A 24041-nucleotide genomic window follows, 5' to 3' on the forward strand; every position below is an offset into this window, starting at 1 on the left:
TTCTCTCAGTCTAGGCGTTGGCAGTCTAGGCGCTGGACCTGTTTGTGTCGGGCAAAGAAAAGGGCAGCCGAAGCTGCCCTTGTCGTATTGCCCTATGGCTTAGCCGCGCTGGCGCAGTGCCGCGATGCGCACTTCCAGCGGTGGGTGAGTCATCAGCAGGCCGGCCAGGCCGTTCTTCAGGCCGCCGTTGATGCCAAAGGCGGTCAGGCTGCTGGGCATTGCCGCCGGGATGCCCTGTTCGGCGCGCAGGCGCTCCAGCGCACCGATCATCGAGCCAGTGCCAGCCAGGCGGGCGCCGGCTTCGTCGGCCTTGAACTCGCGTTTACGCGAGAACCACATGACGATGATGCTGGCCAGGATGCCCAGAACAAGCTCGGCGAAGATGGTCGCGACGAAGTAGCCGATACCCGGGCCGTCTTCGTTTTTCAGGATCACCTTGTCGACGAAGTTGCCGAAGATCCGCGCGAAGAACATCACGAAGGTGTTCACCACGCCCTGGATCAGCGCCAGGGTGACCATGTCGCCATTGGCCACGTGACCGATTTCGTGGGCCAGTACGGCTTTCACTTCATCCGGAGAGAAACGCTCGAGCAGCCCCTGGCTAACCGCGACCAGGGCGTCGTTCTTGTTCCAGCCGGTGGCGAAGGCGTTGGACTCATGGGCAGGGAAGATGCCGACTTCCGGCATCTTGATCCCGGCATCGCGGGCCAGCTCTTCCACGGTCTGCAGCAGCCACTGTTCGTGGCGGGTACGTGGCTGGGTGATGATCTGCGTGCCGGTGCTCATCTTCGCCATCCACTTGGAGATGAACAGCGAGACCAGCGAGCCGGCGAAGCCGAATACGGCGCAGAAAACCAGCAGGCTGCCGTAGTTCTGACCAGTGAAGCGATCTACCCCCAGCAGTTTCAGGGTAATACTGGCAATCGCCAGTACTGCCAGGTTGGTGGCCAGGAACAACACAATGCGCATCATGGTTTGAAATTTCTCCTCAGGCAGGGACGGTCTGATTATGCCGGTTATATAGGGGCGCACCCCCCATGCCTTCAACCTGGGGACTATTTCAAACTGTGTCGCTGGTGGGCGTGAGCGTGCTTTCGAAGAGGTGGCGAGTGAGGCGTGCGACCTTTTCGCTGCTCTGCTGGCCGAGCGCTTCGCGCAGTTGCCAGGCGAGGGTGGCCTGCACGCGGCGCACGCTGGCTGTCTGCACGTCGCCGGCAGGGAGCGCGTGCGGGATGGCGCGCGACAGGCGCAGGAAGCCCTTTTCCGTGAGCACGGCCTGGTCCAGGGCGTCGTAGGCAATGGTCGAGTCGAAGCGGATGTAACCTTCCTCGGCCAGCCACAGCAGGGCGCCCAGGCAGCTCTGGTGGCGTTTGCTGGGCAGGCCGAATTCGTCCGGCTCCTCGCGGCCGATCAGGTCTTCCACGTAGAGCGCGATCTTGCGCGGGAAGGCCTGGTAGAGCGTCAGCATGCCGGCGGCGGCATCTTTGTAGAATTCGTCGATCTGCAGATCCATGGCTGGGCTCTTCGGCGGTGCGGGGCGACGGTTGCCGCCCCGGCGCGGCAGTTACTGGCGGTAGGACTTGAGGAAGTTGCCGATGCGGCCGATGGCCATTTCCAGATCATCCACGCGCGGCAGCGTGACGACGCGGAAGTGGTCCGGCCACGGCCAGTTGAACGCGGTGCCCTGGACGACCAGCAGCTTCTCGGAGAGCAGCAGGTCGAGGACGAACTTCTCGTCGTTATGGATCGGGCAGACCTTGGGGTCGATCTTGGGGAAGGCGTACAGCGCGCCCATCGGCTTGACGCAGCTGACCCCGGGGATGTCGTTGAGCAGCTCCCAGGTACGGTTGCGCTGCTCCAGCAGGCGGCCTTGCGGCAGCACCAGGTCGTTGATGCTCTGGTAGCCGCCCAGCGCCGTCTGGATCGCATGCTGGCTCGGCACGTTGGCGCACAGGCGCATGTTGGCCAGGATGTCGATGCCTTCGATGTAGCTCACGGCCTTGTGCTTGGGCCCGGAGATGGCCACCCAGCCAGAGCGGAAACCGGCTACGCGGTAGGACTTGGACAGGCCGTTGAAGGTCAGGCACAGCACGTCCGGAGCCAGCGAGGCGGTGCAGATGTGCTGGGCGTCGTCGTAGAGGATCTTGTCGTAGATCTCGTCGGAGAACAGCACCAGGTTGTGCTGGCGCGCCAGTTCGACGATTTCCAGCAGCACTTCGCGCGAGTACACGGCGCCAGTGGGGTTGTTCGGGTTGATCAGCACCAGGGCCTTAGTGTTCGGCGTGATCTTGGCGCGCATGTCGGCGATATCCGGGAACCAACCGGCCTGCTCGTCGCACAGGTAGTGCACCGGCTTGCCGCCGCCGAGAGCCACGGAGGCGGTCCACAGCGGGTAGTCGGGCGCCGGGATCAGCACTTCATCGCCGTTGTTGAGCAGGGCCTGCATGGCCATCACGATCAGTTCGGAGACGCCGTTGCCGAGGTAGATGTCCTCGATGCCGACACTTTCCACCTGCTTTTGCTGGTAATACTGCATCACCGCCTTGCGCGCACTGAACAGGCCTTTGGAATCGCTGTAGCCTTGCGCGGTGGGCAGGTTGCGGATCACGTCCTGAAGGATTTCCTCCGGGGCTTCGAAACCGAACGGCGCCGGGTTGCCGATGTTCAGCTTGAGGATGCGTTGGCCTTCCTCTTCCAGGCGTTTGGCGTGCTTGAGCACCGGCCCGCGAATGTCGTAGCAGACGTTGGCAAGCTTGTTCGATTTGCTGACCTGCATGATGCTGTTGTCCCGAACTGAAAATGGCTGCGTGGCGCAGCGGGATATCCTGATGTTCGCGCCTTGGCTGGCTGTAATGTGGCGGCCAGGTTGGCGTCTAAAGAGTCACGCATGATACGTGCGGCTCGATGACCGGAAAAGGTACAGATCGGGCTTTTTTCCACGCTGGAGGTATGCCCCATGGAGAAGATCGAAAAACCCCTGGAAGCCTGGCGCGACGAGCTTTCCGACGCCCAATACCATGTCTGCCGCCTGGGGGGGACGGAGCGTCCGTTCACCGGTGAATACCACGACAGCAAGGTGCCCGGTATCTACCACTGCGCCTGTTGCGGCGAGGCGCTGTTCGACTCGGACGCGAAGTACGATTCCGGCAGTGGCTGGCCGAGTTATTTCCAGCCGGTGAATGGCGAGGTGATCGCCGAGAAGGAAGACTTCAGCCATGGCATGCACCGGGTCGAGGTCAAATGCGCCAAGTGCGATGCACACCTGGGACATCTCTTCCCCGACGGGCCGCGACCAACCGGCCTGCGCTACTGCATCAATTCGTTGTCGCTGAAGTTGCAACCCAAATAGCGCGATTGACCCGGGCGCGGCGCTTGCTTTGCCTGGGTCATGGCGGTTTTTGCGGATTGATAACTGGCAATTAAATTGTGTGCAATTTAATTGCTCGCTATATTGCCTGCGCCATCCCCACTTATCCGGAGCTTCATCCATGAGCGACAAACTGTTCGATATCCCCGTGACCACCATCAAGGGCGAACAAAAGACCCTCGCCGACTTCGGCGGCAAGGCCGTGCTGGTGGTCAACACGGCCAGCAAATGCGGCTTCACCCCGCAGTACCAGGGGCTGGAAAGCATCTGGCAGCAATACAAGGACAAGGGGCTGGTGGTGCTGGGCTTCCCTTGCAACCAGTTTGGTAAGCAGGAACCGGGTGATGAGGGCGCGATTAGCGAGTTCTGCGAGCTGAACTTTGGTGTCAGCTTCCCGCTGTTCAAGAAGATCGATGTCAACGGCAGCGACGCTCATCCGCTCTACGTGCAGCTCAAGCAGCGCGCTCCCGGCCTGCTTGGTAGCAAGGGCATCAAGTGGAATTTCACCAAATTCCTCATCGATGGCGAGGGCAAAGTGGTCAAGCGTTTCGCCCCGACCACCAAGCCGGAAGACCTCGCCGGCGAGATCGAAGCCCTGCTGCAATGAGTTCGATGGACGACGCGCAGGCCTTGCTGCAGCTGGACAACCAGCTTTGCTTCAAGCTTTACGCAGCCTCGCGTGCGGTCACCCGTGCCTACAAGCCGATGCTCGATGAGCTCGGCCTGACATACCCGCAGTACCTGGTGATGCTGGTGCTCTGGGAATGGCAGGGCGCGCCGCCAGCGCAGCCAACGGTGAAGGCCCTGGGGGAGCGTTTGCGACTGGACTCCGGCACCCTGACACCGCTGCTCAAGCGCCTGGAACAGCTCGATCTGGTGCAGCGCCGTCGCTCTTCGGTAGACGAGCGCGAAGTGCATCTGTGCCTGAGTGCGGCCGGCCAGCAACTGCGTGAGCGCGTGTTGCCGCTGAAAGGGCGCTTGCTGTGTGATCTGGGCGTCGATCTAGGTGAGCTGGATGGATTGCGCCAGAACCTTGATGTGCTGCTGGGGCGCTTGAGTGCCTGATTGCTGCCGGCCCTGATCGAGCCTCGATCAGGGCTGCGTGGCCAGCGGTAGCCAGTTGTCCAGCAGGTTGGCCAGGTCTTCGCGGCGAAACGGTTTGGCCAAGTAGTCATTCATCCCCGCTGCCTGGCAACGCTCGCGCTCGTCGGGCAGGGCGTTGGCGGTCAGGGCGATGATCGGTAGGTCGAGCCAGCGCCCGTTCTGGCGAATGCGCCGGGTCGCCTCGTAGCCATCCATCACCGGCATGTTGCAGTCCATCAGCACCAGATCGACTGCGTGTCGTTCCAGGTAGCTGATGGCTTCGCCGCCATGGGCGGCTACCACCACCTCGCAACCCAGCTTGCCGAGCATGCCCTTGGCGACTAGTTGGTTGACCTGGTTGTCCTCTACCAGAAGGATCTTCGCCTGCCGTTGAGGGCTTGGGGGCTGCTTGTGCGTCTCGTTGTCACCGGCCTGGTGGGGCTCCAGCAGGCGCAGCAGGGTCTGGTGCAGCACCGAACGGGCCAGTGGCCTGGCCAGCTGTTCGAACGGCGCGAGGGCTGCGGCCTGGGTGCCTGGCAGGAAGCCGCCATAAGCGGATACCAGCAGGATCGGCGTGTTCAGCCGCTGGCGTAGGCTGGCCAGTTGCTCGGGCTGGTCGCAAATCAGCAGGTCGGCTTGTTTCTCGTCGAGGCTGCTGGCGCCGTCCTGGCGGCGGAAGTCCAGCCCCCAGCCTGGCAGCCAGGTACCCAGCAGTTCACTCAGGCCGCTATCGCCCGCGCACAAGGCGGCGACCTTGCCGCGCAAGGCCGGCCATTGCGAGGCAGGGATGTGGCTTGCCAGTGGCAGCTCGGCGCAGAACTGGCTGCCGAAGCCCTCTTCGGAGCTGAGGCTGAGCGTGCCCTGCATGATTTCGCACAGGCGCCGGGTCAGTGCCAGGCCCAGGCCGGTACCGCCGTATTGACGGGTGATGCCGGCTCCGGCCTGGGTAAAGGGTTGGAAGATGCGCGACTGGGCATCCTTGGGGATGCCGATACCCGTGTCGTGCACCTCGATGCGTACCCCACCGGCGCTGGGCACAATGCGCAGGTCGACGCGGCCAAAGCGGGTGAACTTGAGCGCATTGGACAGCAGGTTGCTGATGATCTGCCGCACCCGAGTCGGGTCGCCGAGCACCTGGGCCGGCAGGGTCGGATCGATCAGGCAGGTCAGTTCGACATTCGGCCCGGCGTTCTGCGACAGCAGGTTGGCGGTTTCCTCGGCCAGGGCGCCAAGGTCCAGCGGGATCTGCTCCAGTTCCAGTTGCCCGGCCTCGAACTTGGACAGGTCGAGAATGTCGTTGAGCAGGTCCACCAGGACCTTGCCCGAGTCATGGGCAATCGACAGTTGCTGGCGCTGTTCGCTGCTCAGTGGGCCGTCGAGGGACAGCGCCAGCATCCCCAGCAGGCCATTGAGTGGGGTGCGGATTTCGTGGCTCATGTTGGCCAGGAAGGCGGCGCGGGCCTGGGCCATTTCCTGGGCGCTGCTGCGGGCCTGCTCCAGTTCGGTATTGGACAGGGTCAGGCGGGCGTTGGTCGCCTTGAGTTCGGAGGTGCGGGCCGAGACGATGTTTTCCAGCTCGCCCAGGTATTGGGTCAGGCGGTCCTCGGCCTCGCGGCGTTGGCTGATTTCGTCATGGATGCTGGTCAGCTGTTTGTTGGTGACGGCGACCAGGGTGCCGATTTCATCGCGCTCATGGCTGGGCGGGCAGGGAATCGCCGAGAAGTCGCGGCGGGGATCGCGCTCGCTGAGGGCGCGGATGATGCCAACCAGGGGTTTGGTCAGCATGACGTAGAACAGCACCAGCAGAATCAGCGACAGCAACAGGCTGCGGGCAAAGCCAGTCAGCAGGGTGAGCAGGGCACGCTTGAGGAAATCGCTGCCGAACGCATAGGTATCGACATCCAGGCGCAGCAGGCCGAGGGCTTCATTGGGGGCGTGGCTGACATACAGCGGGTCTTCGAACTGGCGACTCTGGCCGAAGAGGAAGTCACTGAACAGGCGATAGCGGCTTTCTGCAGCCGGGCGGCTGACGGTGGCGAGGGTCATGCCGCTGTTGTCGATGATCTCGGCACGCATGACGGCGGGTGATTGCAGCAGGCCCAGTACCAGCTCCTGGGCCAGCTCGGCGTCGATGTTGTAGGCGATGCGGGCGGCGGGGTTGTGGCTGATTTCCAGCAGGGATTTGATTTCCCGGTCGATCGACGCGTCTTCGCTGGCATAATCGAGGCTGACTTGAATCAGGCTTAGCAGCGTTCCCAGGATAAACGCCACCAGCACCGTCAAACTGGCCTGTTTGTACGACAGGCGATGGGTGAGCGATATATCCATGGGCGGGCGATTGTTCCTTGATTCAGACGCTTGCCAAGCATAGCCCATAGGGTCTGGCCGCCGTCAGGGGCGGTGATGAGGAGTGAGTTGTGGATTCCCGTTTGAACAATTTTTTGCAGCGTGCCGATGAAGTACTGACGCGTCTGGAGCCCCTCCTGCCGGCGCAGCGAGTGGAGGTGGATTGGAGCGCTGTGATCGCCGCGCGCTGGCAGCGCGAAGGGCGCAGCGGTTATCTGCAGCCGTTGCGCGTCAGCCTGGATCTGGACCTGAATGATCTGGTCGGCGTGGACACCCAGCGCGACCAGCTGGCGCGCAATACCCGCCAGTTCGTCCAGGGCTTGCCCGCCAACCATGCGTTGCTCTGGGGTGCACGTGGCACCGGCAAATCCTCGCTGGTGCGGGCGCTGCTGGCCGAACATGCCAAGGTTGGCCTGCGCCTGATCGAGATCGAGCGCGACCACCTGGCGGATCTGCCGCGCGTGGTGGAGTTGCTGGCCGGGCTGCCGCAACGCTTCGTGCTGTTCTGCGACGACCTCTCGTTCGAAGCGGGCGAGGGCGATTACCGCGTGCTGAAGAGCGTGCTGGACGGCTCCCTGGAACGCGCCCCGGACAATGTGCTGCTGTATGCCACGTCCAACCGTCGCCACCTGGTGCCGGAGAAGGAAAGCGACAACGAAAACTGGAAACACGTCGAAGGCGAGCTGCACCCGAGCGAGGCAGTGGAGGACAAGATCGCCCTGTCGGATCGCTTCGGCCTGTGGCTGTCCTTCTATCCCTTCACTCAGGATCACTTCCTGGCGGTGGTGCAGCACTGGATCGGCGTGCTGGCCGCTCAGGCCGGTTTGCAGTGGCAGTGGAGCCACGAGCTGGAAATCTTGGCCATCCGCTGGGCGCTCGGGCGTGGCAACCGCAATGGTCGCTGTGCTTACCAGTTTGCCCGTCAGTGGGTTGGCCTGGCACTGCTGGAGGGGCAGCCATGATCGATTTGCAGCAATCCGGGCAGGGGCTCGATGGCTATAACCTGCTGGCCGCACAACTGGAGTCGTTGTTGGCCGATGAGCGCGACCTCATCGCCAACAGTGCGCAGTTCTCGGCATTCCTGTTCCACGAGCTGGAAGGGTTGAACTGGGCCGGCTTTTACTTCAGTCGTGGTGAAGAGCTGGTGTTGGGGCCGTTCCAGGGCAAGGTGGCCTGCGTACGCATTCCCTTCGGGCGTGGCGTGTGTGGCGCTGCGGCGGCAACTCGGCAGACCCAGCGGGTCGAGGACGTGCATGCCTTCCCCGGGCATATCGCGTGTGACAGCGCATCCAACAGTGAACTGGTGGTGCCGCTGGTCAAGGATGGGCGTCTGCTCGGAGTGCTCGACCTGGATAGCCCGCAGCTGGCGCGTTTTGCCGCGCAGGATCAGGCCGGCATTGAGCGGTTGGTCGAGATATTCCTGCGGCTTACCGACTGCTGAAACGAAAAAGCCCGGCAACGCCGGGCTTTTTATTGCGCAGAACAGGCGCCAGTCAGTCGTAGATGTTCTTTTTCTTCCACTCTTCCGGCTCAAGCGACTGCAGGCCATCGCTCAGCTCATTGTGCTCGTCGGCAGCTGGCTGGTTTTTTTCCAGTACCACGGCATTGGCGCGGGCCAGTAGCTGTTCGAGTTGTTGCAGTTGCGGCTTGTAGCGCTCGGGGTCGCTTTGCTTGCGCAGGTACTGCACGCCGCGTTCGTAGGCCAGGCGGGCCTGGCCAGGTTGGTTCTGCTGCATGGCCTGCTGGCCGAGGTTGCTGAAAAACTCGAAGTGCAGCTGAACCAGGATGTGGCGGATTTCGCCGAGCCAACGCTTGGCTTCGTTGGCGGGGAGCAGGCCTTCCTGGGCACTGCGGGTTATCTGGCCGTGCAGGTTCTCCAGCAGGAAGCGGACTTCCTTGGCCTTGGCCTCGTTGACGATCTGCTGTGGCGGGTTGCGTACCGGGATGGCGTCATTCTTGGCCACCAGGTCGCGCAGCTCGCCGATGCGGGTCCGCAGGCCAGCGTTGTTGCGGTCCAGCGGCAGGAGGCGTTCGCTCAGTTGCAGCTCCAGGCGGCTGAGCATCAGCTTCAGCGCAGGGCTCATCAATTGGCCGGGCATGTTGTCGGAAACGTCGCGGCTGCGGCGGATACGGTCATTGAGGTCGGCCCTGAGGCGGGCTTTCTCCAGTTTGCTGTTCTCCACCATATGGTTGATGTAACCGATGGCGATGAGGATCGCGATACCGGCGACTATCAAGGCGGTGATGAGGACTGGGGACACCGTGGAACCTCCCGGGATTATTTTTTCATCGAGTGTAGTGCCTTAGCTCCTACGCTCATAGAGCCATGTCAATTTCAGACCCGAAGTCTTTGATTTAGAAAATTTTTTGATTGAGGGTTGACGACCCTCGAGAGCATCCCTAGAATGCGCGCCACTCCCAACGCAGAAGCGGAAACGCAGAGCGAAAGGAGCCGGAAAGCTGTTGTAAGCTCCGGGCCACGTCCCCTTCGTCTAGTGGCCTAGGACACCGCCCTTTCACGGCGGTAACAGGGGTTCGAGTCCCCTAGGGGACGCCATATTTGCGGGAATAGCTCAGTTGGTAGAGCACGACCTTGCCAAGGTCGGGGTCGCGAGTTCGAGTCTCGTTTCCCGCTCCAAATAAACAAAAACGCCGCTCATTGAGCGGCGTTTTTGTTTGTGCGCGATTTAGCGCCATGAAAAAAGGCCCGCCGGTCATGCCGTGCGGGCCTTTTTCTTGCCTGATGAATTAGTGCTTGGCGCTGTCCTGGGGCAGGGTCAGCAACTGCTTTTCCTGGTTCCAGTCGAAGGGCTCATCGTTCTCTTCGGCTTCGAAGCGGCGCTCTTCGAGGCGCTGGTATAGCGCGATTTCTTCGTCGGGCATGAAGTGCAGGCAGTCGCCACCGAAGAACCACAGCAGGTCGCGCGGGACCAGGTGGGCGATCTGCGGGTAGCGGTGGAAGATCTGGCTGATCAGATCCTGGCCCAGGTACTGGCTGCCTTCCGGGTCGCCTGGCAGGTCGCTGAGCAGTTCGTCGTAGCGCTCCAGGAACAGGGCGTGGGTGTCGTCGGCGACCTGTTCGGCTTCGCCGAGCGCCATCAGGATGCCGCGCAGGTGGGTGAGCAGGGCGAGGTGATGGTCGAGATAGGCGTTGGCCATGGTGGTGATCCTGAAAGCAAAAAACGAGCGCGCGATTATAGGGCTGTGCGCGCTCGCTGTCCTGCCCGCCGGCTCAGCGCACCTTGCCGCGGCTGAGCTTGAGCTCATCCTTGCTGAAATCATCGACATCAATGACCCGGCGCCGCGCGGCTTCGGCCTGGCGCAGGGCGCTGGCGTCATTGGCATCGAGCAGGGCGCTGCGCTCGGCTGCGTCGATCAGGTTTTCCCCGGCGTGGGGTTGCAATGTGCCTTCGTGCGTGGCCTGCCGTAGCTTCTTGTGCAGCGGTTGCACGGCATCCAGTTGCTCCACGGCATATTGCAAGGCGCCGACCGGGTCCTGGTCGCCGCGTGGGCGGTAGCAGCCGACCAGTACGGCCTCCAGGCCCGGGTCACCGCTGGAGCGGCTGAGCAGGGCGGCAATCTGGGCGTCCAGTTCGTCGCCTGGGCCGCGGTGGCGGCGGCCAAGCGGGAACACCAGTACGCGCAGCAGGCAGGCGAAGGCGCGACTGGGGAAGTTGACCAGCAGGGCCTCCAGCGCATTCTCGGCATGGTGCAGGCTGTCTTCCAGGGCCCAGCGCAGGAGGATCTGCTGATCGGCCGGGCAGCCTTGGTCGTGGTAGCGCTTGAGTGCGGCTGAAGCCAGATACAGGTGGCTGAGTACGTCGCCAAGCCGCGCGGACAGGCGCTCGCGGCGTTTCAGTTCGCCGCCCAGCAGCATCATGCTGCTGTCGGCCAGCAGGGCGAAGGCGGCAGCCAGGCGGTTGAGTGCGCGGAAATACGGGCGGCTGAGATTATCTCCTGGTACATCGCCGAAACGCCCCAGCGTCAGGCCCAGCACCAGGCTGCTGGCGGCATTGCTGATGGCGAAGCCGATGTGCTGCAGCAGCAGATCGTCGAACTCGCGCAGCGCCTGTTCGTGGTCGTCGCGCCCGGCCAGGGCCATTTCCTTGAGCACATAGGGATGGCAGCGGATCGCCCCTTGGCCAAAGATCATCAGGTTGCGCGAAAGAATGTTGGCGCCTTCGACGGTGATGAAGATTGGCGCCGCCTGCCAGGAACGGCCCAGGTAGTTGTTCGGGCCCATGATGATGCCCTTGCCGCCGTGGATGTCCATGGCGTGGCTGATGCAGTCACGCCCGCGCTCGGTCAGGTGGTACTTGAGCACGGCCGAAAGCACCGAGGGTTTCTCGCCAAGGTCCACCGCGCTGGCGGTGAGCATGCGTGCGCTGTCCATCAGCCAGGCGTTGCCGCCGATCTGCGCCAGCGCTTCCTGAATGCCTTCGAAGGCGGCCAGCGGCACATTGAACTGCTCGCGTACCCGGCTGTACTGCCCGCTGACCAGACTGGTGAACTTGGCCGCACCGGTGCCCACCGCTGGCAGCGAGATGGAGCGGCCGACCGACAGGCAGTTCATCAGCATCATCCAGCCCTTGCCGAGGTACTCCGGGCCGCCGATCAGGTAGTCCAGCGGCACGAACACATCCTTGCCGGAATTTGGCCCGTTCATGAACGCGGCACCGAGCGGCAGGTGGCGGCGGCCGATTTCCACCCCCGGTGTGTCGGTAGGAATCAGCGCCAGGCTGATGCCAAGGTCTTCTTCCTCGCCCAGCAGGTGCTCCGGGTCGTGGGCCTTGAACGCCAGGCCGAGCAGGGTGGCAACCGGGCCGAGGGTGATGTAGCGCTTTTCCCAGGTCAGGCGCAGGCCGATGACTTCCTCGCCTTGCCACTGGCCTTTGCAGATGATCCCGACATCCGGCATGGCGCCAGCGTCGGAGCCGGCCAACGGGCCGGTGAGGGCGAAGCAGGGAATGTCATCGCCACGGGCCAGGCGTGGCAGGTAGTGGTTGCGCTGGTCCTCGGTGCCGTAGTGCAGCAACAGTTCGGCCGGGCCGAGGGAGTTGGGCACCATCACGGTGGAGGCCAGGTCGCCGCTGCGGGTCGCCAGTTTCATCGCCACCTGCGAGTGGGCGTAGGCGGAAAAACCCTTGCCGCCGTATTGCTTGGGAATGATCAGGGCGAAGAAGCCGTGTTGCTTGATGTGCTCCCAGGCTTTCTCCGGCAGGTCCATGCGCTGGCCGATGTCCCAGTCGCTGACCATGGCGCAGAGGTCTTCGACCGGACCGTCGATAAACGCCTGCTCTTCTTCATTGAGGGTGGCGGCCGGGTAGCCGAGCAACTGGCTCCAGTCCGGGCGGCCGCTGAACAGCTCGCCATCCCACCACACCGTGCCGGCTTCGATGGCGTCGCGTTCGGTTTCCGACATGGGTGGCAGCACCCGCTGGAACCAGCCAAACAAGGGTCCGCTGAACATTTTGCGGCGCAGTTCGGGAACTGCCAGTGGCAGCGCCACGCCCGCCCACACCAGCCAGAGCACGACCAGCAACCAGCCAGGGCTATGGCTGAACAGGCTCATGGCGATCAGGAAAGCGGCGACCACGCCGAGCAGGGGAGCAGGGGCGGTGCGGCGGTGGGCCAGAAAGGCCGCACCCGAGATGAGTACCAGTAACCAGGCAGCAAACATGCAGAATCCTCCATGATGACGAGGCAGTGAGCACCGTCACGAGCGTAGTCGCCCTGCATGCTGGGCAGGGGCGAGCGGTGTGACCGGCCAGGTTGGGGTGCAAACGGCGGTCACGTTGCTAGTGACCATCGGTGGCTGGGGGAGTTCGTGTTAACGCGCATGGGGCACTGGCCCGTGGCTGTGCAGCCGCGTACGCCGCCGTTATCTATTGCATCGATAACGACCATCGATATTCGTAGCTTTTCCCAATAGAGCTGCGTGCTAGGGTGCAGGCTGTGTGATGTATGGCAGACGAATAAGCGAGGGGCCGATGCTGAAGATCTGGGGGCGCAAGAACTCAACCAATGTGCGCAAGGTGCTCTGGTGCGCCGAGGAGGCCGGCGTGGCCTATCAGGCGATCGACGCCGGTGGCGCCTTCGGTCTGGTCAACGAGCCGGCCTACCGGGCGATGAACCCCAATGGCCTGGTACCTGTGATCGATGACGAGGGCGTGCTGCTCTGGGAATCCAACGCCATCGTTCGCTACCTGGCGGCCAAGTATGCCCACGGCAGCCTGTATGCCGAGGATGTGGCGGTGCGCGCGGGGGCGGACAAGTGGATGGACTGGACCAGCACCACCTTGGCCCCGGTGTTTCGTGAGCTGTTCTGGGGCACCCTGCGGACTCCACCGGAGCAGCGCGACCTGGCTGCCATCGAGGTGGCCCGGCAGCGCTGTGGCGAACTGCTGGGCATGGCCGACCGGGCGCTGGCCCTGCAACCCTGGCTGTCCGGCGAGACCTTCGGCATGGGCGATATTCCGCTCGGCTGCTTTGCCTACGCTTGGTTCGAGATGCCCATCGCGCGTCCCGAGTTGCCGCACCTGGCGGCGTGGTATGCGCGCTTGCAGCAGCGGCCGGCGTACCAGCGTGCGGTGATGACTCCGCTAACCTGATCAGATGGTTGCATTCGGGACCGCCGCGTCGTATCTAACCTCCCTTCATTTCAAGGCGTGTGTATTTTCATGAGTAGCGCTCTGTCCATTCGTCAGTTGAGCAAGACCTACGGCAACGGTTTCCAGGCCCTCAAGGGCATCGACCTGGATGTGGCCGAAGGCGACTTCTTCGCCCTGCTGGGCCCCAATGGCGCCGGCAAGTCGACCACCATCGGCATCCTCTCGACCCTGGTGAACAAGACCAGCGGCACGGTCAACGTGTTCGGCCATGACCTGGACAAGGAACCCAGCGCGCTCAAGCGTTGCCTCGGCGTGGTGCCGCAGGAATTCAACTTCAGCCAGTTCGAGAAGGTCTTCGACATCGTCGTGACCCAGGCCGGCTACTACGGCATCCCGGCGAAAGTGGCCAGGGCGCGTGCCGAGCAGTACCTCAACCAGCTCGGCCTGTGGGACAAGCACGACGTGCCCGCGCGCATGCTCTCCGGCGGCATGAAGCGCCGCCTGATGATTGCCCGCGCGCTGGTCCACGAGCCGCGCCTGCTGATCCTCGACGAGCCCACTGCCGGCGTGGACATCGAACTGCGCCGCTCGATGTGGAGTTTCCTCACCGAGCTCAACCAGAAAGGCATCACCATCATCCTCACCACCCACTACCTGGAAGAGGCCGAACATCTGTGCCGTAACATCGGCATCATCGACCACGGTCAGATCGTCGAGAACACCAGCATGAAGGCGCTGCTCAAGACCCTGCACGTGGAGACCTTCCTGCTCGACCTCAAGGACTCGCTGCTGGTGCCGCCGCAGTTGCAGGGCTACCCGGCAAGCCTGGTCGACCACCACACCTTGGAGGTGCAGGTGGAAAAAAGCCTGGGCATCACCGAGCTGTTCCGCCAACTGGCGGCGCAGAACATCGAGGTGCTGAGCCTGCGTAACAAGAGCAATCGCCTGGAGGAGCTGTTCGTGTCCCTGGTGGAGAAAAACCTGGCGAAGGTGGCGCTATGAGTCCCGAATTGAGTTCCAACCTGGTCGCCCTGCAGACCATCGTCACCCGCGAAGTGCGTCGCTTCACCCGCATCTGGGCGCAGACCCTGCTGCCGCCAGCCATCACCATGGCCCTGTACTTCGTGATCTTCGGCCGGCTGATCGGCAGCCAGGTCGGTGGCGTCGGCCAGTTCAGCTACATGGAGTTCATCGTGCCGGGGCTGATCATGATGTCGGTGATCACCAACTCCTACAGCAACGTGGTGTCGAGCTTCTTCAGCAGCAAGTTCCAGCACAACATCGAGGAATTGCTGGTATCGCCGGTATCGCCGCACACCATCCTTATCGGCTACACCGTCGGCGGCATGCTGCGCGGCCTGGCGGTGGCCTTCATCGTCACGTTGCTGTCGCTGTTCTTCACCAAGCTGCAGGTGCATCACCTGGGCGTGACCATCATCGTGATCATCCTCACGGCGACGACCTTCGCTCTGGGCGGCTTCATCAACGCGGTGTATGCGCGCAATTTCGACGATATCTCGATCATCCCGACGTTCGTGCTGACGCCGCTGACCTACCTGGGCGGGGTATTCTACTCGATCAGCCTGCTGCCGGAGTTCTGGCAGAAGGTCTCGCTGATCAACCCGATCCTGCACATGGTCAACGCCTTCCGCTACGGCATTCTCGGCGTCTCCGACATCAATATCGGCGTGGCCATCGGCATGATGCTGCTGGCCTGCGCGGTGCTGTACACCGTGTGCATCCGCCTGCTGAAAAGCGGCCGTGGCATGCGCCAGTAACGGTTGTGGGTGGGGAAATATGGCGTCACAGGCTGGCGCCATATTTACCTGTCATTGACGATCCCCACACGGCAGAGCCGTTAGACTCCCTACCTAACTCCAATTCCAAGAGGCAAGGTGGATGATTGTCCGTCGCATGCTGTGGCCCTTGATGGTCAGTCTGATTTGTAGTGGCCAGGTGTTGGCCGAGCAGGCGCCCCTGGTGGAAGTGACCCAGCCCGAGCGCACCCTGGTGCGCGATGAGCTGGTGACCTTCGGCTCGCTGCGCTCCGATGAGTCGGTGATGATCCGCCCGGAGATCGAAGGGCGAGTTGCCAGCCTGCATTTTCGCGAAGGCGAAGCGGTGAAGGGCGGCGAATTGCTGGTCAGCCTGGATGATTCGATCACCCGCGCCGAGCTGGCCCAGGCCCAGGCTAATCTCGATCTGGCGGAAAAGAGCTACCAGCGCACGCAGATGCTGTTCAAGCGCGGCGCCAGTAATGCCCAGGCCCAGGACGAGGCGCAGTCCCAGCAACAGGCCGCCCGTGCCAGCCTGGCACTGGCCCAGGCGCGCTTGGACAAGACCCAGGTACGCGCGCCTTACGACGGTGTACTTGGCCTGCGCCAGGTCAGCATCGGTGACTACCTCAGCGCCGGCCAGGACATGGTCAACCTGGAAGTGCTCGACCCGCTCAAGGTGGATTTCCGCATCCCGCAGAAGGCCGTCAGCCAGGTCGGCGTCGGCCAGGTCATCGAGCTGAGTCTCGACGCTTACCCCGGCGAGCGCTTCAAAGGCACGATCATTGCCCTCAACCCGCGCCTGGATGAAGTGGGGCGCAGCCAGGCAATCCGCGCGCAGATCGGCAACAGCGACCACCGGCTCAAGCCCGGTCAGTTCGTCAAAGTCTCGGTGATCCTCGCGGAGCGCCCACAGGCGCTGTTGATCCCCGAAGAAGCAGTGATGCCTATGGGCCAGTTGCTATTCGTCAACCTGGTGGTGGACGGCAAGGCGGAGCGCCGGCAGATCCGCATTGGCCAGCGCCAGCGTGGCAAGGCCGAAGTGGTGGAAGGGCTGCAGGGCGACGAGACGGTGATCAGTGCCGGCTGGCAGAAGGTCACCCCAGGCCACGAGGTGCGCACGATCAAACGGGGTGAGGGCGCATGACCCTGTCCGACATCTGCATCCGTCGCCCGGTCTTCGCCACCGTTCTATCGCTGATCATCGTTCTGCTCGGCCTGCTGGCCTATCAGCGCCTGGCGGTGCGCGAATACCCGAACATCGACGTGCCGATCGTCACGGTCAACGTCATCTACCCCGGCGCCAGCCCTGAAATCATGGAGTCGCAGGTAGCGCAGCCGATCGAGGACGTGCTCTCCGGAATTGAAGGCCTGGATTTCGTCAGCTCCATCAGCCGTTCGGAAAACACCCAGATCACCGCGCAGTTCCGCCTCGGCAGCAACTCCGATGAAGCGGCCAACGACGTGCGCGACCGTCTCGGCCGGGTGCGCAGCCTGCTGCCGGAAGAAATCGACGAACCCATGGTGCAGAAGGTCGAGGCCGATGCGCAGCCGGTGATCTGGCTGGCGTTCCACAGCGAGCGCTACTCGGCGATGGCAATCACCGATCTGCTGGAGCGCGTGGTGCAGGATCGCCTGCAGACCATTCCCGGCGTCTCGGAAGTGCAGATCCGCGGTGCGCGCACCTATGCCATGCGCATCTGGCTCGATCCGGAGAAACTGGCTGCCTACGACCTCACCGTACTGGACGTGGAAGACGCCCTGCGCCGGCAGAACGTGGAAATTCCCGCCGGGCGCATCGAGTCGGTACAGCGCGAGTTTTCCGTGCTGTCGGAAACCGACCTGAAGACCCCGGAAGAATTCGACAACCTGATCCTCGACGACTCGCGAGGCTACCTGCTGCGCCTGTCCGACATCGGCCACGCCGAAATCGGTGCCGCCGACGAGCGTTCGCTGGTGCGCTTCAACGGTCGCTCGGCGGTGGCGCTGGGCCTGGTCAAGCAGGCCACGGCCAACCCGCTGGAAATCTCCGATGGCCTGCAGGAGGCCATGCCGGCACTGCGCGAGCTGTTGCCCGAAGGCATGGAAATGTCGATCGCCAACGACAACTCACAGTTCATCCGCGAGTCGATCCACAACGTCTACGCCACCATCTGGGAGGCGGTGGCGCTGGTGGTGCTGATCATCTTCCTGTTCCTGCGCTCGCTGCGCGCCACCCTCATTCCTTTGGTGACCATTCCCGTTTCGCTGATCGGTGCCTTCGCGCTGATGGCGCTGATGGGCTTCACCGTGAACACCCTGACACTGCTGGCGATGGTGTTGGCCATCGGCCTGGTGGTGGACGACGCCATCGTGGTGCTGGAAAACATCCACCGGCATATCGAGGAAGGGTTGTCGCCGATGCAGGCGGCGTTCAAGGGCAGCCGCGAGATCGCCTTCGCGGTGATAGCCATGACCCTCACCCTGGCTGCGGTGTATGCGCCGATCGGCTTCATGCAAGGCACCAGTGGCAAGCTGTTCACCGAGTTCGCCTGGACCCTGGCCGGCGCCGTGCTGGTGTCCGGTTTCGTGGCGCTGACCCTGTCGCCGATGATGTGCGGGCACTTGCTCAAGGCCCATGTGCCAGAGCAGAAGCATGGGCGCTTCTACAACCTGATCGAAGGCTTCCTGCATCACCTGACCTACAGCTACCGGCATGGCCTGGAGCGGGTACTGCGCGCCTGGTGGCTGGTGCTGCTGGGGCTGGTTGGCATCCTGCTGCTGTGCGCCTGGCTGTTCAGCGGCCTGCGCAGCGAACTGGCGCCGACCGAGGACACCGGCACCATCGTCGGCTCGATCAACGGCCCCGATGGCGCCACCCTGGGTTACACCAGCCGCTACGCGAAACAGGTGGAGGAGGCCTACAAGAGCATTCCGGAAACCAACCGCTACATGGTGATTGCCGGCTTCCCCACCGTGGCCCAAGGGCTGTCGTTCATGAAGCTGGAAGACTGGAGCAAGCGTTCGCGCAGCCAGTTCGAGATCCGCGACGAGCTGCTGCCCAAGCTGCAGGCCATCCCTGGCGTACGCGCCTTTCCGATCAACCGCCCGCCGCTGGGGCAGAGCGCGCGCAACCAGCCGGTCAACTTCGTCATCCGTTCCTCGCTGGAGTACGCCGAGCTGCAGCAATACGTCGACAAGCTGTTGGCCGAAGTGCGCGACTATCCGGGGCTGGAAAGCCTGGATACCGATCTCAAGCTGAATACTCCGCAACTCAAGGTCACGGTCAACCGCGAGCAGGCAGTGGCGGTGGGCACCGATGTGGCGACTATCGGTCGCAGCATGGAAAGCCTGTTCGGCAGCCGCCAGGTCACCCGCTTCAAGCAGAACGGCGAGCAGTACGATGTGCTGGTGCAACTGGCCAACGTCGACCGCAGCAACCCGGACGACCTCAACCGCGTCTATGTGCGCGGGCGCAATGACAACATGGTGCAACTGTCCAACCTGATCGAAGTGCGCGAGACCGTGGCGCCGCGCGAGCTCAACCACTTCAACCAGCTGCGCGCGGTAACCATCAGCGCCAACGTCGGCTCCGGCTACACCCTGGGCGAGGCGCTAGAGCATCTGGAGGAAAAGGCGCAGGCGATCTTCCCGCCAGACACCCAGTTCGATTACACCGGCACCTCGCGCGACTTCAAGGACTCCAGCGGCGGCGTGGCGCTGATCTTCGCCCTGGCCCTGGTGTTCATCTTCCTGGTGCTGGCCGCGCAGTTCGAGAGTTTCTTCGACCCGCTGATCATCCTGCTCAGCGTGCCGCTGTCGATGGCCGGTGCGTTGCTGGCGCTGAAGCTGTTCGGCGGCACCCTGAACATCTACTCGCAGGTTGGCCTGGTGACCCTGATCGGCCTGATCAGCAAGCACGGCATCCTCATCGTCGACTTCGCCAATGACCTGCTGCGCCAGGGTCGCGAGCTGCACGAGGCGGTGCTGGAAGCGGCGGTGCAGCGCCTGCGGCCGATCCTGATGACCACCGGGGCCATGGTGCTCGGCTCGCTACCCCTGGCCATCGCCAGCGGTGCTGGCGCCGAGAGCCGCCAGCAGATCGGCATGGTGATCGTCGGTGGCCTGCTGGTGGGGACGTTCTTCACCCTGTTCGTGGTGCCGACGCTGTACAGCCTGCTGCGCCGCTGGCGGCCGATGGTGGTGGAGCAGGGTGAAGTGGGTTTGGCGTAGGTCGTTGGCGGCCTTTTGGCAGGCAACTACCGAGCAGCGTTACAGACCCAGCTCCGACAGCCCCGGATGGTCATCCGGGCGACGCCCCAGCGGCCAACGGAATTTCCGTTCGGCCTCGCTGATGGGTAGGTCGTTGATGCAGGCAAAGCGGTGGGCCATCAGGCCGTTTTCGGCGAACTCCCAGTTCTCGTTGCCGTAGGAGCGAAACCAGTTGCCGGAGTCGTCGTGCCATTCGTAGGCGTAGCGCACGGCGATGCGGTTGTCGGTGAAGGCCCACAGTTCCTTGATCAAGCGGTACTCCAGCTCCTTGCTCCATTTGCGCCGCAGAAACGCCTCGGCTTCGGCACGGCTGGTGGCGAATTCGGCGCGGTTGCGCCAGCGCGTATCCGGCGTGTAGGCCAGGGCGACTTTGCCGGCGTCGCGGCTGTTCCAGCCGTCTTCGGCCAGGCGCACTTTCAACATCGCGGTCTCGCGGGTGAAGGGTGGAACCGGTTGGCGGATTTCGGACATGACGCTTGCTCCTTTTAGCGTGGGTAGATGGGGGAGCCGCGCCTCACTGAGTGAGCAGGGCGCAGCGCCAAGGGTTGGTGGGCTGGCCTTTCAGTGCAGTGCGTACCACAGGCGTAGCAGGCGGCTTGGCTGCGCCTGCGTCGACGCTGCGGGGCTGCCAGGCAGTTCGGCGCCAGCCAGCCACTGTGGCAGCAGGTAGCTGGCTTCCCATTCCACGGCACCGAGCATGTACGGCGAGGCGGCATCGTTGTCGCGGGTGCCGCTGTCTTTCCAGCGCGTAATCGGCTGGCTGTATGCGTTCGTGTTCATGTCACGGCCTCCTCGTTAGAGATCCAGGACCAGGGGTTGGGCAGTGCCTTCGGTTTGCGCGGGGATGGCGCAGCAGATCAGCACCTTGTCGCCATCCGGCAACTGCGCCGGCGGGTTGCTGTAGTGCACGGCGCCACTGAGCAGCCTGGTAGCGCAGGTGCCGCATGAACCGCCACGGCAGCTGAACTCGGGGCTCAGGCCACGGCTCTCGGCCAGTTCCAACAGGCTGCCGGCACCGGGCTTCCAGCGTGCTTCGCTGCCCGAGGCGGAGAAGTACACCGGCACCGGCCCTTCGGCGGCGGGCGGTTGTTGCAGGGTGGGTGGCTGTGCGCTCTCCGAGCGGCGCAGCGCCGAGGGACCAAAGGCTTCGGCGTGAATGCGCTGGTCGGCGATGTTCACGCCGCGCAGGCCGTCGTACATGGCCTGGAGAAAACCGCCGGGCCCGCACAGGTAGAAGTCGTAGTCGTCCAGCGGCAGGCGAGCTTTCACCTGGGTAAGGTCCAGGCGCCCGGCCACCTGGTAATCATGATCCAGCAGGGCGTCGGCCTCGGGATTGCTCAGGGTGCGGTGCACGTGAAGTGAGCCTGCCGAGCGCTGTTGCAGCTCGCGCAGTTCTTCCCGGAATGGCAGGTCGGCCAGGCTTCGCGCGCTCTGGAACAGATGGATCGCGCGCGCCACCTGCTGCTGAAGGTTTTGCGCCACCAGCTCCCTGGCCATGGACATCATCGGCGTGATGCCGACCCCAGCGCCGAGCAGGACCACTGGCCGAGTAGTGCTATCAGTGAGGGTGAAACTACCCACTGGCGCGCGCACCTCCAGCACGTCGCCCACCCGTACGTTGTCGTGCAGATGAAACGAGGCCTTGCCCTGGCGTTTCACGCTGATGCGGATATGCCCATCGGACGGTGCGCTGGACACGCTGTAGGTGCGTACCAGCGCTTCGTTGCCGGCGGCCAGAATACGCATCGGCAGGTGTTGGCCGGGGGCGAATGGCACCACGGCATTGTCAGCCGGTGCGAGGAAGAACGAGCGGATATCGCTGCTTTCCTGCTCTACGCGCGCCACGCGCCATTGCTGCCATTGCTTGCGCTGCTCGACGTGGCGCAGGCGCTCGTCGGTTTCGGCCCAGGTGCCGGTGGCCAGGCTGGTGGGCGCGTAGTCGCTGAACAGCCAGCGGATGTTCAACGCGGCCGGGCGCAGTACAACCTGCTCGACGTCGAAGGCCCAGAGCCGCTCGGCACCTTCAAAGGCCTTGATCAGCGGGCTGTCCAGCAGCAATTCGGTGCGCCCGCACAGTTGCAGCATGTCGCCGCTGGTGAAGTCGACAAACAGCAAGCCGGCCACCGGATTGCTCTGCAGGTTGCCCAGGGTGTTGAAGAACAGGTTGCCGGCATAGTCGGGGATGGTTAGGCGATTGCCTTCCACCTTGATAAAACCGGCGCGGCCGCCGCGATGGGAGACATCCACGGAGCGGCTGTGGGCGTCGTGGTCGACAAAGCTGGCGATAAAGAAGGTGTCGGCGCCGCGTATCCAGGCTGTGCTGTGTTCATCCAGGGCGGTGAAATCCTGGCGCGCGGGTTTACCGCTTTCCGGCTGCGCAACCAGGGTGTAGATGCGTTCCTGAATGTACTTGGGGCAGTTGCCGTAGGACTGCTCGACCGCCACTTCGAGGCCTGCCGCCGAGGACTGCTGAATCACCCCGTTCATGCGATTGCGTCGACGGCTGTGCAGCTCGATGCCCAGCATGCCGATGGCATGGCCAGCCTGCAGGCCTGATGCCGCCGGGTCTTGCGGGTCGGGCTGGGTGTCCAGGAGCAAATGGTACGGGTCGGCCGAGGTCACGAAGCCTTCCGGCCCTTCGAGCAGGGTGGCCCAGGGGCGGTTATCGGCATCGACGGCGCCCACCACCATGAATGGCAACTGGTGATAGAACTCGCGGTGCTGGTCGGGCATGTAGTCACGGATAACCCGCTGCCCGAGCTCTTCCATGCGCTCGGCGGCGTGAAAGATTGCCTGCAGCTTCTTTTCGCCGGCATGCCAGGGTGATTTACGCGGTTCGGGCAGATGATCCATGGCGGGTGCTCCTTGGGAGGGCTGCCGGGAGGCCCGGCAGACGGGGCAGTACTCAGCTGGCCAGGCCGATGGCGGTGCGTTGCATGGGCACGAAGCCGGGCAGGGCCTCGATGCGTTGCAGCCAGGCACGCACGTTCGGGTAGGCCTCCAGCGACACGTTGCCTTCAGGAGCGTGGGCGATGTAGGTGTAGTTGGCCACATCGGCGATGGTCGGCGCCGGGCCTGCGAGGTACGGCGAGCTGGCCAGTTCGGTCTCCATCACCTTGAACAGGGCGTGGGCGCGGTTGATCACTTCCTCGGCATTGAACGCCGCGCCGAACACGGTGATCAGGCGGGCAGCGGCCGGGCCGAATGCCACCTGGCCGGCGGCTACCGACAACCAGCGTTGTACCCGCGCTGCTGCCAACGGCTCATCGGAGAGCCAGCGACCGTCACCGTACTTCTTCGCCAGATAGACCAGGATCGCGTTGGAGTCGATGACCACGGTGCCGTTGTCGTCGATCACCGGCACCTGGCCGAAGGGGTTAAGGGCGAGGAACTCGGCTTGCTTGTGCGCGCCCTTGGCGAGGTCGACGAACACCAGCTCGGTCGGCAGTTGCAGCAGCGAGAGCAGCAGCTCGACGCGGTGGGCGTGACCGGAAAGAGGGTGGCGGTAGAGTTTGATGGCCTGTGGCATGGTGATGGCTCCGCGATGGGGTTAGGGGAATCAGCGCAGCGTCAAACCAGGTCGGTGGTTATTGCGCTGGTGGAGCCATGCTGCGCCCACGCCGGGGCAAGCAGAATCACCATGCCGAGCAATCCATAATTTCGTTTTACGAAATAAAGCGGGTGAGGGCGAGAGGCGCGTGGCTCAGCCCGCAAAGGCCGGATGGGCGCGCAGCAGGGGCGTGGCGAAGTCGATAAAGCTGCGCACGCGCGCCTCGGCGCGGCGGCCATGGCGGTAGATCAACTGCGCCGGCACGCCTGGGCTGGCGAAGTCGGTGAGTACCGCTTCGAGCAAGCCGCTGTGCAGTTCATCGTGGGCTTCGTAACTCATGCAGCGGATCAGCCCCAGTCCCAGGGTGGCGGCGTGGATAGCGGCACGCTGGGTGGTGCAGCTCAGCACGTGCGCGGGTTTCAGCAGGCGGGTGGTGCGGCTGTTAGGGAAGTGCCATTGCGCCTCGTAGCCCGGCGAGGTGCTCATCACCGTGCGATGGCTTTTGAGGTCGTCGGGTGTTGTGGGCCGTCCCCACTTGGCCAGGTAGGCGGGAGACGCGCAAACCACTGGCGTGACCGTGCCCAGCGGCAGTGCAAACTCCGAAGAACTGGGCAGCGGCCCCACCACCAGGGCCACATCGATGCCGTCCTTGAGCAGCCTGGGCGCACCGTCGCTGGTGCGGATGGCCAGGTGCACATCGGGATAAGCCTCCAGGTAGGCGAGGGCAATGGGGGTGAACACCTGCAGGTCCATCAGCAGGGGTAAGGCCACGGTCAGGCGACCTTCGGGGCTGGCATGCAGGCCGGCCGCCGAACGTTCGGCTTGCTCGGTCTGCTCCAGGATCTGTCGGCAGCTTTGCGCGAACTGCTCACCGGCTGGGCTCAGCTCGACACCGCGCGGCCCGCGAATCAGCAGGGTGTTGTGCAGGCGCGCTTCCAGCGCGGCGATGGCGCGCATGACGGTCGCCTGCGATTGCTGTAGATGCCGCGCCGCCGCAGCCAGGCTACCGGCCTGGGCCACGGCTGCGAAGGTCTGCATCTGGCGATAGTGGCTCACGG

22 protein-coding genes and 2 tRNA genes are annotated in these 24041 nt (G+C 63.7%); 12 read left to right on the forward strand and 12 right to left on the reverse strand.

What is annotated here, in order from left to right:
* Positions 1–99 precede the first annotated feature (99 nt).
* The 3 genes from htpX to H3H51_RS18580 all read right to left on the reverse strand — a co-directional run bounded on the left by htpX (position 100) and on the right by H3H51_RS18580 (position 2776).
* A complete protein-coding gene (htpX, locus tag H3H51_RS18570) occupies positions 100–972 on the reverse strand; it encodes a protease HtpX (RefSeq protein WP_183090571.1) in 873 nt (290 codons plus the stop codon).
* A gap of 88 nt (positions 973–1060) precedes the next feature.
* Entirely contained in the window at positions 1061–1513 is a 453-nt protein-coding gene (locus H3H51_RS18575) for a hypothetical protein (protein ID WP_183090572.1), read from the reverse strand.
* A 51-nt stretch (positions 1514–1564) separates the two neighbouring features.
* Entirely contained in the window at positions 1565–2776 is a 1212-nt protein-coding gene (locus tag H3H51_RS18580) for a pyridoxal phosphate-dependent aminotransferase (RefSeq protein ID WP_183090573.1), read from the reverse strand.
* 180 nt (positions 2777–2956) lie between these two features.
* Between H3H51_RS18580 and msrB the strand changes: the two genes are divergently transcribed.
* The 3 genes from msrB (at position 2957) to H3H51_RS18595 (ending at position 4432) form a co-directional block, all read left to right on the forward strand.
* Positions 2957–3349, forward strand: coding sequence for a peptide-methionine (R)-S-oxide reductase MsrB (gene msrB, locus H3H51_RS18585; RefSeq protein ID WP_183090574.1), 393 nt, complete (start codon positions 2957–2959; stop codon positions 3347–3349).
* Positions 3350–3488: 139 nt separating this feature from the next.
* On the forward strand, positions 3489–3974 hold the full coding sequence (locus H3H51_RS18590; RefSeq protein ID WP_183090575.1) for a glutathione peroxidase: 486 nt from the start codon (positions 3489–3491) through the stop codon (positions 3972–3974).
* A gap of 5 nt (positions 3975–3979) precedes the next feature.
* Positions 3980–4432 (forward strand): MarR family winged helix-turn-helix transcriptional regulator, encoded by a 453-nt coding sequence (locus H3H51_RS18595; RefSeq protein WP_183090576.1) that lies wholly within the window; start codon positions 3980–3982, stop codon positions 4430–4432.
* Between the two features lie 27 nt (positions 4433–4459).
* Here H3H51_RS18595 and H3H51_RS18600 read toward each other — a convergent pair whose 3' ends face one another.
* Positions 4460–6778 (reverse strand): ATP-binding protein, encoded by a 2319-nt coding sequence (locus tag H3H51_RS18600; RefSeq protein WP_183090577.1) that lies wholly within the window; start codon positions 6776–6778, stop codon positions 4460–4462.
* 89 nt (positions 6779–6867) lie between these two features.
* Between H3H51_RS18600 and H3H51_RS18605 the strand changes: the two genes are divergently transcribed.
* Entirely contained in the window at positions 6868–7758 is an 891-nt protein-coding gene (locus H3H51_RS18605) for an ATP-binding protein (protein WP_183090578.1), read from the forward strand.
* On the forward strand, positions 7755–8237 hold the full coding sequence (locus tag H3H51_RS18610; protein ID WP_183090579.1) for a GAF domain-containing protein: 483 nt from the start codon (positions 7755–7757) through the stop codon (positions 8235–8237). The genes H3H51_RS18605 and H3H51_RS18610 overlap by 4 nt, the downstream gene beginning before the upstream one ends.
* 52 nt (positions 8238–8289) lie before the next feature.
* Here H3H51_RS18610 and H3H51_RS18615 read toward each other — a convergent pair whose 3' ends face one another.
* A complete protein-coding gene (locus H3H51_RS18615; RefSeq protein WP_183090580.1) occupies positions 8290–9057 on the reverse strand; it encodes a hypothetical protein in 768 nt (255 codons plus the stop codon).
* A gap of 220 nt (positions 9058–9277) precedes the next feature.
* Between H3H51_RS18615 and H3H51_RS18620 the strand changes: the two genes are divergently transcribed.
* Positions 9278–9353 (forward strand) — tRNA-Glu (locus H3H51_RS18620).
* A 5-nt stretch (positions 9354–9358) separates the two neighbouring features.
* Positions 9359–9434: transfer RNA gene (locus H3H51_RS18625), tRNA-Gly, on the forward strand.
* A 110-nt stretch (positions 9435–9544) separates the two neighbouring features.
* Here the strand turns inward: H3H51_RS18625 and H3H51_RS18630 are convergent.
* Positions 9545–9955, reverse strand: coding sequence for a PA2817 family protein (locus H3H51_RS18630; protein WP_183090581.1), 411 nt, complete (start codon positions 9953–9955; stop codon positions 9545–9547).
* 73 nt (positions 9956–10028) lie between these two features.
* Positions 10029–12476 (reverse strand): acyl-CoA dehydrogenase, encoded by a 2448-nt coding sequence (locus H3H51_RS18635; RefSeq protein WP_183090582.1) that lies wholly within the window; start codon positions 12474–12476, stop codon positions 10029–10031.
* 310 nt (positions 12477–12786) lie between these two features.
* On the opposite strand from H3H51_RS18635, the gene H3H51_RS18640 reads away from it, so the two are divergent.
* From H3H51_RS18640 to H3H51_RS18660, 5 genes are all read left to right on the forward strand, one after another.
* Complete coding sequence (locus tag H3H51_RS18640; RefSeq protein WP_183090583.1) at positions 12787–13407, forward strand: glutathione S-transferase family protein; 621 nt, start codon at positions 12787–12789, stop codon at positions 13405–13407.
* Positions 13408–13476: 69 nt separating this feature from the next.
* The gene (locus H3H51_RS18645; RefSeq protein WP_183090584.1) at positions 13477–14409 is read left to right on the forward strand and encodes an ABC transporter ATP-binding protein; all 933 of its coding nucleotides are present in this window, start codon (positions 13477–13479) and stop codon (positions 14407–14409) included.
* On the forward strand, positions 14406–15185 hold the full coding sequence (locus H3H51_RS18650) for an ABC transporter permease (protein ID WP_183090585.1): 780 nt from the start codon (positions 14406–14408) through the stop codon (positions 15183–15185). The genes H3H51_RS18645 and H3H51_RS18650 overlap by 4 nt, the downstream gene beginning before the upstream one ends.
* A 136-nt stretch (positions 15186–15321) precedes the next feature.
* Positions 15322–16329 carry an efflux RND transporter periplasmic adaptor subunit gene (locus H3H51_RS18655; RefSeq protein WP_407926523.1) on the forward strand — a complete coding sequence of 336 codons (1008 nt, stop codon included), beginning with the start codon at positions 15322–15324 and terminating at the stop codon, positions 16327–16329.
* Entirely contained in the window at positions 16326–19394 is a 3069-nt protein-coding gene (locus H3H51_RS18660) for an efflux RND transporter permease subunit (RefSeq protein WP_183090587.1), read from the forward strand. The genes H3H51_RS18655 and H3H51_RS18660 overlap by 4 nt, the downstream gene beginning before the upstream one ends.
* 39 nt (positions 19395–19433) lie before the next feature.
* Here H3H51_RS18660 and H3H51_RS18665 read toward each other — a convergent pair whose 3' ends face one another.
* The 5 genes from H3H51_RS18665 to H3H51_RS18685 all read right to left on the reverse strand — a co-directional run bounded on the left by H3H51_RS18665 (position 19434) and on the right by H3H51_RS18685 (position 24039).
* Positions 19434–19904, reverse strand: a complete 471-nt coding sequence (locus tag H3H51_RS18665; protein WP_183090588.1) for a nuclear transport factor 2 family protein — start codon at positions 19902–19904, stop codon at positions 19434–19436.
* A gap of 90 nt (positions 19905–19994) precedes the next feature.
* On the reverse strand, positions 19995–20213 hold the full coding sequence (locus tag H3H51_RS18670; protein ID WP_183090589.1) for a hypothetical protein: 219 nt from the start codon (positions 20211–20213) through the stop codon (positions 19995–19997).
* A gap of 15 nt (positions 20214–20228) precedes the next feature.
* On the reverse strand, positions 20229–22286 hold the full coding sequence (locus H3H51_RS18675; protein ID WP_183090590.1) for a pyridoxamine 5'-phosphate oxidase family protein: 2058 nt from the start codon (positions 22284–22286) through the stop codon (positions 20229–20231).
* A gap of 52 nt (positions 22287–22338) precedes the next feature.
* Entirely contained in the window at positions 22339–22962 is a 624-nt protein-coding gene (locus H3H51_RS18680) for a glutathione S-transferase family protein (RefSeq protein WP_183090591.1), read from the reverse strand.
* Between the two features lie 174 nt (positions 22963–23136).
* Positions 23137–24039, reverse strand: coding sequence for a LysR family transcriptional regulator (locus H3H51_RS18685; protein ID WP_183090592.1), 903 nt, complete (start codon positions 24037–24039; stop codon positions 23137–23139).
* Between the last annotated feature and the right edge of the window lie 2 nt (positions 24040–24041).

Origin of the sequence: Aquipseudomonas ullengensis, from assembly GCF_014174475.1 — a bacterium.
Lineage (GTDB): Bacteria > Pseudomonadota > Gammaproteobacteria > Pseudomonadales > Pseudomonadaceae > Aquipseudomonas > Aquipseudomonas ullengensis.

Excerpts from the sequence above, each read along its gene's own strand:
- htpX (WP_183090571.1), bottom strand. The coding sequence starts at position 972 with ATGATGCGCATTGTGTTGTTCCTGGCCACCAACCTGGCAGTACTGGCG.
- H3H51_RS18575 (WP_183090572.1), bottom strand. The coding sequence starts at position 1,513 with ATGGATCTGCAGATCGACGAATTCTACAAAGATGCCGCCGCCGGCATG.
- H3H51_RS18580 (WP_183090573.1), bottom strand. The coding sequence starts at position 2,776 with ATGCAGGTCAGCAAATCGAACAAGCTTGCCAACGTCTGCTACGACATT.
- msrB (WP_183090574.1), top strand. The coding sequence starts at position 2,957 with ATGGAGAAGATCGAAAAACCCCTGGAAGCCTGGCGCGACGAGCTTTCC.
- H3H51_RS18590 (WP_183090575.1), top strand. The coding sequence starts at position 3,489 with ATGAGCGACAAACTGTTCGATATCCCCGTGACCACCATCAAGGGCGAA.
- H3H51_RS18595 (WP_183090576.1), top strand. The coding sequence starts at position 3,980 with ATGGACGACGCGCAGGCCTTGCTGCAGCTGGACAACCAGCTTTGCTTC.
- H3H51_RS18600 (WP_183090577.1), bottom strand. The coding sequence starts at position 6,778 with ATGGATATATCGCTCACCCATCGCCTGTCGTACAAACAGGCCAGTTTG.
- H3H51_RS18610 (WP_183090579.1), top strand. The coding sequence starts at position 7,755 with ATGATCGATTTGCAGCAATCCGGGCAGGGGCTCGATGGCTATAACCTG.
- H3H51_RS18630 (WP_183090581.1), bottom strand. The coding sequence starts at position 9,955 with ATGGCCAACGCCTATCTCGACCATCACCTCGCCCTGCTCACCCACCTG.
- H3H51_RS18635 (WP_183090582.1), bottom strand. The coding sequence starts at position 12,476 with ATGTTTGCTGCCTGGTTACTGGTACTCATCTCGGGTGCGGCCTTTCTG.
- H3H51_RS18640 (WP_183090583.1), top strand. The coding sequence starts at position 12,787 with ATGCTGAAGATCTGGGGGCGCAAGAACTCAACCAATGTGCGCAAGGTG.
- H3H51_RS18645 (WP_183090584.1), top strand. The coding sequence starts at position 13,477 with ATGAGTAGCGCTCTGTCCATTCGTCAGTTGAGCAAGACCTACGGCAAC.
- H3H51_RS18650 (WP_183090585.1), top strand. The coding sequence starts at position 14,406 with ATGAGTCCCGAATTGAGTTCCAACCTGGTCGCCCTGCAGACCATCGTC.
- H3H51_RS18655 (WP_407926523.1), top strand. The coding sequence starts at position 15,322 with ATGCTGTGGCCCTTGATGGTCAGTCTGATTTGTAGTGGCCAGGTGTTG.
- H3H51_RS18660 (WP_183090587.1), top strand. The coding sequence starts at position 16,326 with ATGACCCTGTCCGACATCTGCATCCGTCGCCCGGTCTTCGCCACCGTT.
- H3H51_RS18665 (WP_183090588.1), bottom strand. The coding sequence starts at position 19,904 with ATGTCCGAAATCCGCCAACCGGTTCCACCCTTCACCCGCGAGACCGCG.
- H3H51_RS18670 (WP_183090589.1), bottom strand. The coding sequence starts at position 20,213 with ATGAACACGAACGCATACAGCCAGCCGATTACGCGCTGGAAAGACAGC.
- H3H51_RS18675 (WP_183090590.1), bottom strand. The coding sequence starts at position 22,286 with ATGGATCATCTGCCCGAACCGCGTAAATCACCCTGGCATGCCGGCGAA.
- H3H51_RS18680 (WP_183090591.1), bottom strand. The coding sequence starts at position 22,962 with ATGCCACAGGCCATCAAACTCTACCGCCACCCTCTTTCCGGTCACGCC.